Genomic DNA, 15,502 nt, shown 5'->3' with positions numbered 1-15,502 from the left:
AGCGCGACGAGTGCAGGCACCGTCATTCTAGTTTGAGGCCGTCCTGAATTCGCTGGATTCGATGATCCCGCAAAAGACACGCATCAGTTCCGGGTCGTGTCGTTCGCCGGTTTCGGCCTGCAGGATGGCCATGATCTCGGTGTGCGTCTTCGCGCGATGGTAGGACCTGGTGGCAGCCATCGCGTCATAGCTATCGGCGATGCTGATGATGCGCGAGCAAATTGAAATTTGCTCTCCGGCCAGGCCGTCGGGATAGCCACCCCCGTTGTAATGCTCGTGGTGGTGCCGGATGACCAGCGAGGCTGCTTGCGCTCCTTCGATTTCCGTTGCGGCCAGGATTCGCTGACCCATTTCGGAGTGCTGTTTCATCATGACCCACTCGGCTTCGTCGAGCGGCGACGTCTTCAGCAGGATGCGGTCCGGTATGCCAATCTTGCCGATATCGTGAAACGAGGCGGAAATCTTCAACCGTCCCAGCTCCGCGCCACGCAGGCCACAGCCCAGCCCGATTTGAGTGGCCAGACCCAGCACACGCTCGGAATGAAGCCGTGTCAAGGTATCGCGGTAACCCAGCGCCGAGGTCAAGGCTTTGGTGTACTTGTGGAGAACGACGTAGACAGGGTCTTCCTGGTCCAATTTATCCACCTCCAGGAGAATATGATTTTGTTATCGCCTGGCCTTCTTGCGGGCTGATCTCCGGGACTGTACCCGCGCCAAAAAGCCTTTGCCGACAAGGGTTATTGGCGAAACGTCGCTTTGACGCCGCACCCCATCACAGCTTGCGACTGCGGGCGACGTCCGAATTTCCCGAAGTCGTCGATCGGAAGCTGCACGCCCAAGGCCTTCAGGGCATGCTGCGTATGCCGCCTCACGGGGGGCTTGCTGAAGCACATAAGTCCGCCCAGGGCCAGGACCAAAATGACTGACAAAACCCGGACATCCTCACCCATGTCCAGACCGATCCGCCCACAAAGTCCGCATCGGCAGTGCAAACAGACGTGGCCCAAAACGCAGGCTGGCCTCACCGTCATACAACACCACGCCACAGGCGAAACGTTGTCCGGCAATTTCCTGGAGTTTTCGCAGGCCACGAAAATCTTCCGTTCGCACCGTGCCAGAGGCCTTGACCTCGACACCGGCCAACACCGCCCCTTGCTCCAGCACGATGTCCACTTCATGGTCATCGCGATTGCGAAAATGATAGAAGGCAATGACCTCGGCGTGGGCGCTGGCTTGGCGGCGCAACTCCTGAAAAACAAAGGTCTCCAGCAACTGCCCCAGCAACGCCCGGTTGACATGCAAGGCCCCGGCATCGAGTCGCAACAACGCGGCTGCAATCCCGGTATCGCCCAAATGCAATTTCGGCGTCTTGACGAGGCGGTTGATGTGTCGCACGTGCCAAGGCGGCAAGACATCAACCAGAAACACCCGCTCCAGCAGGGTCAGGTAATCTCGCACCGTGGGGCGGCTGAGGCCAAAGGGGCCCGCCAACTCGCTGACGTTGAACAGGTGCGCGGTTTGACCTGCCGCCAATTCCAGCAAACGTGGCATCACATCCAACGCTGCTATGCGTGCCAGGTCGCGCACGTCGCGTTGGATCAGAGTTTGCACATAGGCCTGGTACCAAGCCCGTCGACGTACCGCAGGACGCGTCAGTGCCGCCGGAAAGCCCCCCGCAACCACCAACTCGGCCAGCGCCAGGCCCATGCGTTCGGACGCAGTGGATTTGAAATCCGCACTAAAGAGTTGCCCTAAAAAACAGGCTTCCTGCTTACGCAATTCGACTTGCGCCAAGGGATGCAAGCGGATCACTTCGAGCCGCCCAGCGAGAGAATCAGCCAGCTTGGGCAGCAAAAGCACGTCTGCCGAACCGGTCAGCAAAAACCTGCCCGGCTGGCGATCGCGGTCGACAACCAGCTTGAGGGACGTAAAAATCTCGGGCACGCGCTGAACTTCGTCCAGCACCATCCTGGGCGGCAGGTCGGTCACAAAGCCCAATGGATCGGCCTGCGCCGCGCGCACCAGGTTGTCATCGTCAAAACTGATGTATCCGTAGCCGGCAGGTTCTGCCACGGTACGCGCCAGAGTGGTTTTGCCACATTGCCGAGGGCCTTGAATCAGCACCACCGGGGTATCCGCCAAACTGGCTTGCAAGCTCGCTTGCGTCATGCGAAGCAGCGCTGGGGCAGCGGGTGAGAGTGGCAAAGTGAGCATCGGCTAATTGTAATCTTAGGGTTCGGCTAATTGAAACCTTTTATGTTCGCCAATTGAAATTGAACTGGCACGATGCACGCTTCCATCCCCCAAGCCATCGGGCAGTCGCAGCGGATGAAGCCGTGCTGGCGAGCCACCCCGCGCCACCCGCGCTGCCCAGCGTGCTTATGTCGCAGCCGCGTGAGCCCGCCAGGCACCGGGCGCCAACCCCAGGTGATTCTTGAAAGCGCGGTTGAATGCCGCCGCGCTTTCGTACCCGACGTCGGCGGCAATCTGGTCGATTCCGGTCTGCGATGTGCTCAGCAGCCGGCACGCCACATTCATGCGCAATTTGGCAAGGTAGGCCATGGGACTGTCCCCCAGTGAATCGGTAAACCGGGCCGCGAAGCGTGACGGCGACATGGCGACCTCGCGGGCCAGTCGCGGCACCGACCAGTCGCTGCCGGGCCGCGAATGAATCGCCGCCATGGCGCGCCCGACCACCGGGTCCTGGATGGCGCGCACCCACCCCGCCGGGTGACGCGGCGCCGTTTGCAGATAGGCGCGCACCGCTTGCGCGCAAAGCACTTCCAGCAGGCGCTCGATGACATAGCCGCCGCCCAATCCTCCTCTCTCGATTTCCTCCAGCATCAAGCGGGCAATGCCCGACAGGTTGTTCAATTCGCCCGGGCGCGACAAGCTCGCCCGCATGAGCGCCGGCAATGCGGCAAACAAGGGGTTGAAGGCGGTGTGCTGGAGCAGGAAGACGCCGCAGATCAGCGACGCGCTGGCAGGACTGCCGGTGGCATCGGGGTGCTGCAGATTCGGCCCGCCTGCCAGCAGGGCTTGAACGGTATCGACACGCGAGGGCTTGCCCTGGCCAATCCGGTGCTCTTCGCCGCCAAAGCAAATCACCATTTCACCGGCTTGCAGGACTTCATTGGCCCCGCTGGCGGTCTGCACTTCGCAATGACCGAACTCAACCAGGTGAAAGGCGACGACGCGTGTCCCGGGTTTGACGTCCAGCAGCGGCATCAAGGCGTCAGCGCTGGCAATGGCCACCGCCCAGGGCGATGAATAGACCTCGCGCAGCAACAACGTCCCACTGATGTGCAGCGAGCGCAAGGCATTGCTCAGCAGATCGTCGCCGCGATGGAGGGGGCTTGAATTTGCTGAGGACTCGGCAGTTTTCATCAATGGGCTCGATTCTGCCTCACCACTTCTCCGCCCAGGGGCGCACTTCCAGTTCAAATGTCCAGGCGCAACGCTGTTGCCGGGTCAACATCAGCGCGGTGTCACGGTGTTTTGCAGGAACGGCGGCGCTACAGTTCGCGCTAGAGCCAGCCGAAGATGCGACAGGCCATCACGGCCTGAGCCCCAAAACCAAGGACGAAAGCAATGGTGCGCAGCAAGGGGATGCCCAAGGTATAGATCAAGGCATGCGCCAGGCGGCTCAGGAAGAATACGCTGGCGGCGGTGGCCGTCAGGGCGTTGCCCGCGCCCAGTAAATGAACCAGGATCGCCAGGGGCGCGAACACCGCCAGGTTTTCGATCGCATTGCGGTGCGCGCAAGCGAGGCGGTAGGCCCAGTCGGCGTGGGGACGCACATCGGGCTGGGGGTTCTTCAGCGCCTTCCACGGCCCCATTTCAAGCAGGCGGTTGACGATGATGGGAATCCAGAGGATGCTGGTCAACAGCGCCGACATGGCGACAGAACTCAGCTCGGGGGACAGGGGTAGCAGCGGTGTGGACATTGATTACCTTTCACGGAAGTTGGAGGTAATTTAGGTCTTTGCCGCAGTTGTGAAAATCACTGAAACAACTTGTTTGTTTGCACAAACCATCGCTTCAAGGAAATGTTTGGATGTTTTGGCGTCCTGGCGCCTCTCGCATCCGTTCGACGCACGACCGGGTCCGGCTTGGCGGCCTCAGGCCACGGGATAGTCGTAGCGGATAAAACCGTGGTGGCTGGCGACGCGGTCGTAGAGCCGGCGCGCACGCTGGTTGTTTTGCTGCGTCAGCCAATACAGCCGGGGTGCACCGCGCTGGCGGGCCGTACGCGCCACCTGCTCTATCAAGGCCCGCGCCACGCCCTGGCCGCGCGCCGCCTGGTCGACGAACAAATCCTGCAAATAGCAGACGTCGGCCGACCAGGTGCTGGGGTGGAACAGGTAGTGCGTGATGCCCAGCATCTGCCCGTCGACCCGGGCCGCGAAGGCAAAGACGCCGTCCCCCTGCCGCAAGCGCTGCCAGGTCTGCTGGTAGCTTGACTCGGGTAGTTCCGTTTCGTAGAAAGTCTTGTAGCCCCGCGCCAGGCGCAGCCAGGCCGCATAGTCTTCGGGCCTCAGGGTATCCACCGTGATAGGCCCGCCGGCTTGCGTTGTCGTGCTCATGCTCATAGCTTGCTCCTTTGCTGTACCAGGGCCGCCATCTGCGCCGCTGCCTCGCTGCCTTGGCCGCTCAGCCCGGCGGCAACACCTTGCTGGTCAGCGGCCGGGCGGTTCTGGCTGACTTTCCATTTACCGACCCAGCGCTGCACCGGGATCTCGATGCCAATGATGACCTTGAGCAGGCTGGTGATGTAGTCGGCCGGCGCGTCGGACACCTGCCAGGGCAGGGCTTGCCCGGCCTCATGCACCTGGGTCAGGCGGGTAACGATATCGAGTACCCGTGCCGGGTCGTCAACTGCCTGGGGCACGCCATGGGCATGCACGGTGGCGTAGTTCCAGGTTGGCACGGCCTTGCCGTGGGCGTGCTTGCTGGGGTACCAGTTGGGCGACACATAGGCTTGCGGTCCGGTGAACAGGGCGACCGACGAAGCCCCTTCTGCCAGCGCCTGCCAGACCGGGTTGGCGCGCGCCACGTGACCCAGCAAGGTCCCGTGTTCTCCACGGTGGGTGTCCAGCAGAAACGGAATCTGATTGACCAGCAGCTCACCTTGCTGCTGCACCACCCAGGTGGCCAGCGGGTACGCGCGCACCAGCGCCTGCAGCGTGGCCGTGTCGGTCTCTTCAAAGTGGGGTGGCAGGTAAGTCATGGCGCAGGCCTGGTTTGAGCTTCCAACACGGGTTCGCACAGCACCTCGGTCTTGACCGAGTTGGCGATAAAGCACGCCTCGTGGGCCTGGTGGTGCAAGGCCCGTAACTCGTCCGGCGTGGGACTGCGCCCGGCGCCAAACTGCACGGCCGGGCGCAGCGTGACGCGGGTCATGGCGAGGCGGCCTTCGGCGTTGCGCGCCATCACGCCCACGGCCTCGTCGCGGTAGCTGTCCACCAGCCAGCCGTCCTTGGCGGCCAAGCCTAGAAACCAGAGCATGTGGCAGCTCGACAAGGAGGCGACAAAAGCCTCTTCCGGATCTACCGCCGCCGGGTCGGAATACGGCAAGGGCACAACGTGCGGCGACGCCGAGGCCGGCACCTGGGCGCCGCCATCGAAGTGCCAAGTGTGGCGGCGGCTGTAGCGCTGGTCGACAAAGGCTTGCGCGTCGCGCTGCCAGGTAACGGTGCAGAGGTGCTGGGCCATGGTGAACTTTCAGTTGGCTTGCGGTGGCAAGGGTTTCTACAATGGTTCTTCAGTTTATAAAACTCTACCGTTTTGTGAAGGGCCAATTGACGACGATGAAAAGAGCCAATGCAGCCAAGCCGCGCGGCGAGACCTTGCGCCAGCAGGTTTACCTGGAACTGCGCCGCGCCATCGAACAAGGCCTCTTCAAGGCCGGCGCGCGCCTGCCGGCCTCGCGCGAGCAGGCCCGCACCCTGGCCGTGTCACGCAACACCGTGCTGTGGGCGCTGGAGCGGCTGCAGGCCGAGGGCTACCTGGTGGCCCGCGTCGGCGACGGCAGCTACGTGGCGCCGGACCTGGGAACCCTGGGGAAAACTCGAAATCAGCGCTCCGGCAAAGGCCCGGCGCTGCGTCCGGCCATCGTCGCCGGTCTGTCGCACCGCGGGCAGTTGATTGCCGACACCGCGCTGCGCTGGAACCCGCCGTTAGAGCCGGCGCAGCCGTTTCGCATCGGTGTGCCGGAGGTTGCCAGTTTTCCCTTTGCCGTGTGGGACCGGCTGGCGCGCCAGTCGTCCAAAGCCGAGCAGATGGCGCAGGCGCAGTACCAGGACCCGGCCGGTGCGCCGGCGCTGCGCGAAGCCATTGCCCAGTGGCTGTGGGCCTCGCGTGGCATCCGCTGCGAGGCGGCTCAGGTCCTGGTGTGTTCCGGTTCGCAACAAGCCATCGACCTGATCGGCCGCCTGTTGCTGGACGTCGGTGACGAGGCCCTGGTGGAAGACCCCGGCTACCCCGGCATCCGGGCCAGCCTGACCGGCCATGGCGTCGCCGTGCGCCCGGTGCCGGTGGACGGCGAGGGCTTCGTGGTCGAGCAGGCCGCCGCGCGCTGGAGCGCCGCCCGGCTGGCGGTGGTGACGCCGACCTCGCAGTTCCCGACCGGCGTGCGCATGAGCCTGAAGCGCCGGTTGGCGCTGCTGGACTGGGCCAACAGCCGGCGCGCTTGGCTGGTGGAGGACGACTACGACGGCGAGTTTCAGTACGGCACGCACCGGCTGCCGGCCCTGTGCAGCCTGCCGCGGGCGGATCGGGTGCTGTACGTGGGCACGTTTTCGAAAACCCTGCATCCGGGTCTGCGCCTGGGCTTCATCGTGCTGCCGCAGGTGCTGGCCAGTGCTTTTGCCATGGCCCGCGCACTGAGCGACCGCCACGCCCCCGGCGCCACCCAGCAGGTGCTGGCGCGCTTCATCACCGAAGGCCACTTGCTGCGCCACTTGCGCCGCATGCGCGAGCTGTACCCGCAGCGTCAGGCGGTGCTGATAGCGGCACTGGCAAAAGCCAGCCGGGGCAAGCTGCTGCTGCGGCCGAGCGAGCAAGGCCTGCACTTGCTGCACGAACTGCCCATCGGCCGGAACGACCTGACGCTGCCGGCACGAGCCCAGGCCGCCGGTGTTTTTGTGGCGCCGCTGTCACGTTACTGCATCGAATCGCCGCGCCGCGGCTGGCTCTTCGGCTACGCCGGCTATGACACGGCTGCGCTGCGCGCGGCCGCCGCGACGCTGGGGAACTTGCTGTGAGACACCGCCTGGATCAAGGCCCTGCCTGTCCGACCCTGATCCCGGGCGGGATGTTCCAGGGTGTGGACGTCATGTTGTCCGGCCGCAGACTATCCTCCCGGCCATGACCCGCCCGACAAATTTGACGACGCAGGAGCTGGGTGCCATCGCCGATGGCACTTTGGCCTATTACAACCAGCATGCCGAAGACTTTTTTGCCGGTACCCGCGAGCACGACGTCAGCCAGAACATGGCGGCCTTGCTGCAATTTATCGAAGGCGCGGCACCGTTCACGCTGCTGGACTTTGGCTGCGGACCGGGCCGCGATCTCAAGGTCTTCCGGCAGCAGGGGCATATTGCCGTGGGGCTGGAAGGTGCCGCGCGTTTTGCCGACATGGCGCGCGCCTACAGCGGTTGCGAGGTATGGCAGCAGGACTTTCTGGCGCTTGATTTGCCGGCCGGTCGCTTCGACGGTATCTTTGCCAACGCCTCCTTGTTTCACGTGCCGGGTCAGGCGCTGCCGCGGGTCTTGTCGGAACTGCACGCCACCCTCAAACCCGGCGGTGTGCTGTTCAGTTCCAACCCCAGGGGCAACAACGACGAGGGCTGGAGTCGGGAGCGCTACGGCGTCTACCATGACCTGGCAAGCTGGCGCAGCCACATGACGGCGGCCGGCTTTGTCGAGCTGCTGCATTTCTACCGTCCCCCCGGTTTACCCCTTGCGCAGCAGCCCTGGCTGGCCAGCGTCTGGCGCAAAATGGACTTGCCGCGGCAAGCGCCCTGCGCTACCGGGTAGCGGTCAGTTTGCCCAGCGGAACCCAGCGCGGCAGCATGGAAAGCAGCACGCCGTCTTTGAGCACCAGGTGATGGTAGATGGCGGCCGCTGCGTGCAGGCCGGCCAGCCACAAGATGGCGTCGCCCAGCCAAGCGTGGATCTCGGCAATCGTCACGCCGATGCCGTGCGACAGGCCGATCAGCGATGCAATTTGCAGGCCGCCCAGCAGCGTCAAGGGGTGGCCTTCGAGCCAGGCGCCGGTGATGGCCGTCAAGGGGACGGCAAAAAGCAGCCCATAAAGCGCCACCTGCACCGCCTTGGACGAGAGCTCCATCCAGCGCGCCAGCGGCTCGGGCTCGGGCCGCCTGTCCAGCATGCGCCACAGCAGGCGCAGCACGGCCAGCGCCAGTACGCACAAGCCCAGCGTCTCGTGCAATTGCCGTTCGAAATCGCCGGCCGGCAGGTAGACGCGCTGCTCGGAGCCCTCCGGACCGAAGACGAACGCCAGCAAAACCAGAATCGCCGTCAGCCAGTGAAAGGCCTGGGCCACATTGCCGAAGCGGGTGAGCGAGCGCTGTTCCAATTTATTTCCCCAAAAATTGATTCAGGGAATGGTAGCGCCCATTCAAGGCTGCTTGGTGCGGTCCTCACCTCGCCCATCGCCTTTCTCGCGATCTTTCTGCGAACCTTGTTGCGGTCGTTGCCTTTGATCCTGGGCGGCCGGTTCTCTCTGTTGCGCCGGCGCTTGGGGCGGCGCAGCGCGCTGAGCCTCGTCGGCTCTGCGTTGTTGCGGCGGCTGCGCGCGGGGTGCGACGGGGGCGGCCTGCGGAGCCCGCTGCGCCGGCGCTCTTTGCAGGCCTTGCTCCTGGTAATGCTGTTGCACTACCGCGTCACGCGGCTGGTAACGGTAATTCTGGCCTTGAATCGAGTGCTGCTGCGGCGCCTCGGGATAGCGCTCGCCCGAATAGCGGCGCTGGTAGGTCGGCAGCGGGGCCGGCGCCGGCGCGGCGCGCCGGTTCCACTGGTCCCAGCCCCTGCGCTGGTGCTCCCAGTCATTGCCCCAATGCTCGCCCCAGCGCGGCGGCGCATCGGCGCGCCAGCCGCCGAAATACATCGGCGGGTTACGGTAGTAGCGCACCGGGATGCGCAGCACATAGAGCGGCACCAAGTCGGGGTTCACCAGTCCCCAGGGTCCGTTGTACCAGGAACTGGCGTACCAGTTGTCGCCCTGGTAGACCCAGTACATGCCGTCGTAAAAGAAAAAGTTCGAGTCCAGTTGCGGTGCGTAGTAGACCGGATAACCCGGTACCCGGACCAGTTGCGGGTAGACCGGCAGGTTGATGCCGATACTGACGCCGGGCAGCCCGATACCGACGCTCAACTGAGCCAGGGCCGAAGTGACCGACCCCCACAGCAGGCAAAACACAATCAAAAGGTAGCGCATCTTCTGTCCTCCAAAAAACGGTTGGTCCTTGATTGTCCGAACTCACGCTGGCGCGTTCCGTGCGCTGCCGCACGGTCCGGCTGGCCGGCTCTGGATATCTTGCGAGCCGCCCCCACTTCACGTCCATGAAACCAATCGAGTCCCGCAGCTTGACCAGCCGCAAGCGCCTTGCTGGCGCAGCCTTGCAAACCTCATTCTGCTCCAGCGCGCTGAGCGGCTTGCGCTGGCTGTTGCTGCTCTGCGCGGTGGCCGTCGGCGGCGCGGCCATGGCGACGGTCGACCCGGTGGCAACTCTGCGCGCCAAGTACACGGCACTGGAGCCGCAACTGCGGCAAAATCAATTCAGGCAGCCGCTGGTTCTCGATTCGGTTGAGACGCCCAACCGCCTGACCGGCGACATCTACGCCGTCGTCGCCCACCCGTTTGACGCGGTGAGCAGCGGCCTGAACAGTCCGGACCATTGGTGCGACGTGATGCTGCTGCACATCAATTCCAAATACTGCCGCGCGCTGGTGGCGCCCGCCGGCACCACGCTGCACGTCCACATCGGCAAGAAGACGCCCGAGGCGCTGTCGATTGCGCCGCGTTTCGATTTCAGCTACCGCCTGGCGAGCCTGAGCCCGGAGTATCTCGACATCGTGCTGAAGGCCAAGGACGGTCCGCTAGGCACCAGCGACTACCTGATCGAGCTGGAAGCGGTGGCGCTACCGAATGGCAAAACGTTTTTGCATCTGACCTATTCCTATGCCTTCAATTTTGCCGGCCGGTTGGCCCTGCAGACCTATCTGGCAACATTGGCCAGCGCCAAGGTCGGGTTTACCGTGGTTGGCCAACTCCCCGATGGACAAGCGGAATATATCGGTGGCATGCGTGGCCTGCTGGAGCGCAATACGATGCGCTACTACCTGGCCATCGATACCTATCTGGATGCCACCAGCGCCGCGCCGCCAGTCCAGCTGGAGCAACGTCTGCAGGCCTGGTTTACGGCGACCGAGCGCTATCCGCGCCAGCTGCACGAGATCGACCGGGCGGCCTACCTTGAAATGAAGCGTGCCGAGGATCTGCGCCAGCGGACGGTCCAGTGATCCTGCAATCGAATCGGCCCCGCGTTGCGTGCGCTTCTCAGGCGCTCACGAAGTCGATGAAGCCGCGCTCCACATTGGTAGCTACCAGCTTGACGCGGACCTGGGCGCCGACCTTGAAGTGATTCTCGCCGCTCACCAGCTTGCCCTCGGCCGGCGGGGTGAACAGCCGGACCCAGACGCCGTCGGCGCCGCTGCCGGTGACGATGCCATCAAAGCGCTGGCCGATGCGCGACTCCAGCAGCAGCGCCGCTTCCGACTTGCGCATGCGCCGCTCCACTTTCTGGGCCGCGTCTTCCTGCCGCGTGCAATGCTGGGCCAGCTCGCCCAGTTCGGCATTGGAGTAAGGCGGCGCCTCGCCCGCCAGCGCGGCTTTCAGCAGGCGCGAGGTCACCAGATCGGGGAAGCGCCGGTTCGGTGCCGTGGAGTGGGTGTAGTCGCGCACCGCCAGGCCGAAGTGGCCGATCGGCGGACCGCCGGGCGTCTCGACCACGTACTCGCCGCGGCCCATCAGCTTGACGACGACCAACGACAGGTCCGGAAAGCGCAGCGGGTCGGCCTTGTGGCGTTTCGCCAGAAAAGCTTCCAGTGCCTTGGAGTCGGGTAGCTCGGGCAGGGCCTCGCCGTATTCCTTGGCCAGCGCCACGATGCGCAGCCAGCGCTCGGGCGAGCGCACCACGCGCCGCAGGGAGGCGTCGCCGCGGCCGGCCAGGTAGCGCGCGGTGCAGCCGTTGGTGGCGATCATCACTTCCTCGATCAACTGGCGGGCGCGGTTTTGCACCTGCTGGCGAATGTCCACCACCTGCTCGCCGTCGAACACGGCGCGCGGCTGGAAGGTTTCCAGTTCCAGCGAGCCTTCGGCATGCCGGCGCGCGCGCAGTTGCTGGGCCAGGCTGTCCTGCGTACGCAATTGCGCCTCCATGCCGGGCACCTTTGCAGCGGCCGCAGGCAGCGCGCCGGCACCGTCGATCCAGGCGCTGACCGCGTCATAGGCCAGCTTGGCCTTGTTGCGCACCCGGGCCCGGTATACGGTGGCGCCGGCCAGCGAGGCGTCGGCATTGAACACCATCTCGGTCACCAGCGCCAAGCGGTCCTGACCAAAGTTGAGCGAGCTCAGGTCGGTCGACAGGCGCTCGGGCAGCATCGGAAAAATGCGCGCCGAGGTGTAGACCGAGCTGGTGTTGATGAGGGCGTGCTCGTCGATGGCGCTGCCCTTCTTCACCAGCGCGTCGACATCGGCGATGGCGACCCAGAGCCGGATGCTGCCCTGCGCCAGCGGCTCGCAGACGGTGAGCTGGTCCAGGTCCAGTGAATCGTCGTTGTCGATAGAGCACCAGAGCAGGTCGGTGAGATCGTGAATCTGGGCGCCGGTCTCGCTGGCGGGGCCGCCGATGCTGGCCAGTTGCTGCTCGACCCGCTGGGAGAACTCGGGCTCCAGCCCGCGCTCGGTCATGGCGCCGATGGCGATGCGGACCAGGTCCGAGCGGTGATGGTGGTGGCTGTCATGAGGGTTGTGCATGGGGTCAATATACCTGCAAGCCGGGTGCCGGTGCGCTGCCGGCGCTGGCACCTGCGGCACGCCGCGCCAAAATACAATGCTCGGTCGCCTCGACCACCTGCTGCCACCCATTCTTTGAAAGGCAAGCCTGATGCAACTTATCGACTGTAGCCATGCGGCGCACGCCGGCGCCATGCTTGAAATTTTCAATGAAGCGATCGTCAACTCGACCGCCTTGTACGACTACAAGCCGCGCGCGCCGGACAGCATGGTCGGCTGGTTCAAGGCCAAGGAGGCCGGGCGATTCCCGGTCATCGGCCTGGTTGACGACAGCGGTGAGCTGCTGGGCTTCGCCAGCTATGGCACGTTTCGGGCCTGGCCGGCCTACAAGTATTCGGTGGAACATTCGGTCTACGTGCACAAGAACCAGCGCGGCCGGGGCCTCGGGGAAACGCTGATGAAGGCGCTGATTGCGCGCGCCCGGGAACAGCAACTGCATGTCATGGTGGGCGGCATCGATGTCGCCAACAGCGCCAGCATTGCGCTGCACCAGAAACTGGGATTCGAGCACGCCGGCACCATCAAACAAGCCGCCTTCAAGTTCGGCCGCTGGCTGGACCTTGGCTTCTACCAACTGGTGCTGGCAACGCCAGAACATCCGGTTGACGGCTGATTCGTTAGCGCGCAAAGCGCGCGCCTTCATCAGGTGTCAAGGCAGGGGGAAAGCGCCCCGCCGGTAGGCGGCGGGAGTGACGCCAAGCTCTCGCTTGAATACCGCGTACATGTACTGCAGCGTCGTAAATCCGGCGCGTTGAGCCACCTCGGCGGCGCGCAGGTCGGTGTCGCGCAGCAGCTGTTGCGCCAGTTCCAGCCGGTGCGCCAGCAATGCCGCATGCACCGTCGACCCGAGCTCCACGCGGAAGCATTGTTCCAGCGTCGAGCGCGAGACACCCACATACTCGGCCACCTGCTCATTCTTGATGCCCTGGCAACCGTACTGGCGAATGTAATAGCGCGCCTTCATTACATGGGCGCTGAACGGCCGGGTGTGCCGGCTGGAAGCTTGCGCATTCAAGCCCGCGGGCGGCACCAGCACACGCTTGCCGGCCATTGGTGTGCCATGCAGCATCTGGTGCAAGAGCCGAGCCGCCGTGCGACCCATCTCGTGGGTGCCCTGGCGCACCGAACTCAGTCCGATGCGGGTCAGCGACTGGGTCAGAGGGTCGTTGTCGATACCGACAATGGCCACTTGCTCTGGAACCGCCACGTCGGCGACCATGCAGGCATGCATCAGGTGCCGAGCACGCGCGTCGGTGATGGCGATGATGCCTACCGGTTTGGGCAGTGACAAGATCCATTCGACCAGATGTTTGATCGCGCTGTTCCACTGAACCACGCTGGTTTGTATGCCACAGTAGATGCGACCTTGCGGCGCCAACTGGGCGAAGGCTTTTTCCCGCTCCTGGGCCCAGCGGTTGCCGGCCGCTGGCGGCACGCTGTACAGCGCGATCCGCGGCAGACCGGCTTCGACCAGATGGTCATGCGCCAGCTTCACCAGCAGGAAGTTGTCGGTGGCCACGTAAGGCATGCCCTTGGGATAGCTGGAAGCATCGGCATAGGAGCCGCCCACCGCCACCACCGGCAGCGTGGTACCGGCCAAAGCCTCGCCAATGCTGGGGTCATCGTAGTCGGCGATAAATCCATCTCCCTGCCATTGGGCGATGCCGGCCAAGCGGGCCCGGAAGTCCTCCTCGACCAGCAAATCCCACTCTTCGCGGGTTGAACGCAAGTAGCCGCCTATGCCCGCGATGATCTCGCGATCGTAGATCTTGTTGGCATTGAACAGCAGGGCAATGCGGTGCGGTCGGCGTTGTGGCCGGCGTGCCGATGGGGCTTGCTTGACAGGCTGGGTGGACAAGGGTTTTTCCGAGGTGGATTGCGCCAGAAACGATACCATAGTCGGCGGATTTCACAATAGGCAGACGACCCTGCCAACCCTAAGATCAGGCAAGTTGTCGAGGTGCCAGCCGGTGCTCCGGCGCCTTCACCCACCAGCGCCTCGCTGCCGCCGGAAACGGCAACGGGGACCAGGAGACATTCACGATGAGCGTATTCGATTTCGTTGACCGCGTCGGCTACGAAGGGCCTGCCAGCCGCTCGGCCTTTGCCTTTCGTCATTACGACGCCCAGCGCGTGCTGCTGGGCAAAACCATGCAGGAACATTTGCGCATGGCGGTTTGCTATTGGCACAGCTTCTGCTCGCCCGGTGCCGATGTGTTTGGCGACGCCGTCTTCCTGCGGCCCTGGTTTGCCGCCGAGCCGATGCTACAGGCCCAACGCAAAGCCGAAGCGGCGTTCGAATTCTTCCAGAAGCTGGGTCTGCCCTACTACACTTTTCACGATACCGACGCCGCGCCGGACGGTGCGACCTTGAACGAATACCGCAGTAACCAGGACCAAATCGTCGACCTGATGGGCCAGCACCAGGAACGCACCGGCGTCAAGTTGCTGTGGGGTACCGCCAACCTGTTCGGCCACCCGCGCTACGCCGCCGGCGCAGCCACCAACCCGGACCCCGAAGTCTTTGCCTGCGCGGCAACGCAGGTGTTCAGTGCCATGAACGCCACGCAGAGGCTGGGTGGCGCCAACTACGTGCTGTGGGGCGGCCGCGAGGGCTACGACACGCTGCTCAACACCGACCTGCTGCGCGAGCGCAAGCAACTCGGGCGTTTCATGCAGATGGTGGTTGAACACAAGCACAGCATAGGCTTCCAGGGGCAGTTGCTGATCGAGCCCAAACCGCATGAACCGACCAAGTACCAGTACGACCGCGACGTCGCCACGGTGCACGGCTTTCTGCAGGAGTTCGGACTGGAGGGCGAGATCAAGCTCAACATCGAAGCCAATCATGCCACCCTGGCCGGCCACAGTTTTCACCACGAAGTGGCAACCGCGATAGCGCTGGGCATCTTCGGCAGCGTCGATGCCAACCGCGGCGACCCACAGAACGGCTGGGACACCGACCAGTTCCCCAACAGCGTCGAGGAACTTTCCCTGGTGCTCTACGAAATCCTCAAGGGCGGCGGCCTGGGTCAGGGCGGTTTCAACTTCGACGCCAAGGTGCGACGCCAGAGTCTGGGCCTGGAGGATCTTTTTCACGCCCACATCGGCGCCATCGATACACTCGCCCTGGCGCTGGAAAAAGCAGCCCAATTGGTCCAGCGCGACTTTCTTGGCGACTTCCGCAGTCAACGCTATGCCAACTGGAGCTCCGAGCTGGGACGTGCGATCCTCGCCGGCGATCACACCCTGGCCACTCTGGCCGGCCTGGCCACCGAGCGAGGTCTGGCACCGCAACCGGTGAGTGGGCGCCAGGAAATGCTGGAGGCCAGTGTCAATCAGGCCTTGTTTGGCTGAGTGCCGCCGGTATTGCGCAAGAAGAAACAACGGGAAATCCGA

General features: G+C 64.1%; 16 protein-coding genes. 5 read left to right on the top strand and 11 right to left on the bottom strand.

Features of this window, described 5'->3' with window-relative positions:
• Positions 1-27 precede the first annotated feature (27 nt).
• The 7 genes from PHS32_RS03395 to PHS32_RS03365 form a co-directional block, all read right to left on the bottom strand.
• Positions 28-636 carry an HD domain-containing phosphohydrolase gene (locus tag PHS32_RS03395; RefSeq protein WP_301077395.1) on the bottom strand — a complete coding sequence of 203 codons (609 nt, stop codon included), beginning with the start codon at positions 634-636 and terminating at the stop codon, positions 28-30.
• A gap of 306 nt (positions 637-942) precedes the next feature.
• The gene (locus tag PHS32_RS03390) at positions 943-2,169 is read right to left on the bottom strand and encodes an ATP-binding protein (RefSeq protein ID WP_301077394.1); all 1,227 of its coding nucleotides are present in this window, start codon (positions 2,167-2,169) and stop codon (positions 943-945) included.
• A 210-nt stretch (positions 2,170-2,379) separates the two neighbouring features.
• Positions 2,380-3,387, bottom strand: a complete 1,008-nt coding sequence (locus tag PHS32_RS03385; RefSeq protein WP_301077392.1) for an AraC family transcriptional regulator — start codon at positions 3,385-3,387, stop codon at positions 2,380-2,382.
• A gap of 140 nt (positions 3,388-3,527) precedes the next feature.
• Positions 3,528-3,947 carry an MAPEG family protein gene (locus PHS32_RS03380; RefSeq protein WP_301077391.1) on the bottom strand — a complete coding sequence of 140 codons (420 nt, stop codon included), beginning with the start codon at positions 3,945-3,947 and terminating at the stop codon, positions 3,528-3,530.
• Positions 3,948-4,121: 174 nt separating this feature from the next.
• Positions 4,122-4,592, bottom strand: a complete 471-nt coding sequence (locus PHS32_RS03375) for a GNAT family N-acetyltransferase (protein WP_366143458.1) — start codon at positions 4,590-4,592, stop codon at positions 4,122-4,124.
• Positions 4,589-5,230: an FMN-binding negative transcriptional regulator gene (locus PHS32_RS03370; RefSeq protein WP_301077390.1), complete on the bottom strand. Its 642-nt coding sequence runs from the start codon at positions 5,228-5,230 to the stop codon at positions 4,589-4,591. The genes PHS32_RS03375 and PHS32_RS03370 overlap by 4 nt, the downstream gene beginning before the upstream one ends.
• The gene (locus PHS32_RS03365; protein WP_301077389.1) at positions 5,227-5,715 is read right to left on the bottom strand and encodes an OsmC family protein; all 489 of its coding nucleotides are present in this window, start codon (positions 5,713-5,715) and stop codon (positions 5,227-5,229) included. Before PHS32_RS03365 ends, PHS32_RS03370 begins: the two co-directional genes overlap by 4 nt.
• A gap of 95 nt (positions 5,716-5,810) precedes the next feature.
• Here PHS32_RS03365 and PHS32_RS03360 point away from each other — a divergent pair, with 95 nt between their 5' ends.
• Both PHS32_RS03360 and PHS32_RS03355 read left to right on the top strand, forming a co-directional pair.
• Complete coding sequence (locus PHS32_RS03360; protein WP_301077388.1) at positions 5,811-7,265, top strand: PLP-dependent aminotransferase family protein; 1,455 nt, start codon at positions 5,811-5,813, stop codon at positions 7,263-7,265.
• Positions 7,266-7,368: 103 nt separating this feature from the next.
• Complete coding sequence (locus PHS32_RS03355) at positions 7,369-8,040, top strand: class I SAM-dependent methyltransferase (RefSeq protein WP_301077387.1); 672 nt, start codon at positions 7,369-7,371, stop codon at positions 8,038-8,040.
• Here the strand turns inward: PHS32_RS03355 and PHS32_RS03350 are convergent.
• Both PHS32_RS03350 and PHS32_RS03345 read right to left on the bottom strand, forming a co-directional pair.
• Positions 8,030-8,602, bottom strand: coding sequence for a cytochrome b/b6 domain-containing protein (locus PHS32_RS03350; RefSeq protein WP_301077386.1), 573 nt, complete (start codon positions 8,600-8,602; stop codon positions 8,030-8,032). The genes PHS32_RS03355 and PHS32_RS03350 overlap by 11 nt on opposite strands.
• Positions 8,603-8,644: 42 nt before the next feature.
• Entirely contained in the window at positions 8,645-9,463 is an 819-nt protein-coding gene (locus PHS32_RS03345) for a hypothetical protein (RefSeq protein WP_301077385.1), read from the bottom strand.
• Between the two features lie 182 nt (positions 9,464-9,645).
• On the opposite strand from PHS32_RS03345, the gene PHS32_RS03340 reads away from it, so the two are divergent.
• A complete protein-coding gene (locus tag PHS32_RS03340; RefSeq protein ID WP_301077384.1) occupies positions 9,646-10,548 on the top strand; it encodes a hypothetical protein in 903 nt (300 codons plus the stop codon).
• Positions 10,549-10,585: 37 nt separating this feature from the next.
• Here the strand turns inward: PHS32_RS03340 and PHS32_RS03335 are convergent, their stop codons facing one another.
• Positions 10,586-12,064 (bottom strand): RNB domain-containing ribonuclease, encoded by a 1,479-nt coding sequence (locus PHS32_RS03335; RefSeq protein WP_301077383.1) that lies wholly within the window; start codon positions 12,062-12,064, stop codon positions 10,586-10,588.
• A gap of 130 nt (positions 12,065-12,194) precedes the next feature.
• Here PHS32_RS03335 and PHS32_RS03330 point away from each other — a divergent pair, with 130 nt between their 5' ends.
• Entirely contained in the window at positions 12,195-12,716 is a 522-nt protein-coding gene (locus PHS32_RS03330; protein WP_301077381.1) for a GNAT family N-acetyltransferase, read from the top strand.
• A gap of 36 nt (positions 12,717-12,752) precedes the next feature.
• On the opposite strand, the gene PHS32_RS03325 is transcribed toward PHS32_RS03330, so the two are convergent.
• Entirely contained in the window at positions 12,753-13,961 is a 1,209-nt protein-coding gene (locus tag PHS32_RS03325) for a DNA-binding transcriptional regulator (protein ID WP_301077380.1), read from the bottom strand.
• Positions 13,962-14,146: 185 nt separating this feature from the next.
• Here PHS32_RS03325 and xylA point away from each other — a divergent pair, with 185 nt between their 5' ends.
• Complete coding sequence (gene xylA / locus PHS32_RS03320; RefSeq protein ID WP_301077378.1) at positions 14,147-15,460, top strand: xylose isomerase; 1,314 nt, start codon at positions 14,147-14,149, stop codon at positions 15,458-15,460.
• Positions 15,461-15,502: the final 42 nt, after the last annotated feature.

The organism is Rhodoferax sp. (assembly GCF_028714215.1).
Classification (GTDB): domain Bacteria; phylum Pseudomonadota; class Gammaproteobacteria; order Burkholderiales; family Burkholderiaceae_C; genus Rhodoferax.
Note: the sequence above shows the minus strand (reverse complement) of the source record. Positions and strands in the feature narration are given on the sequence as shown.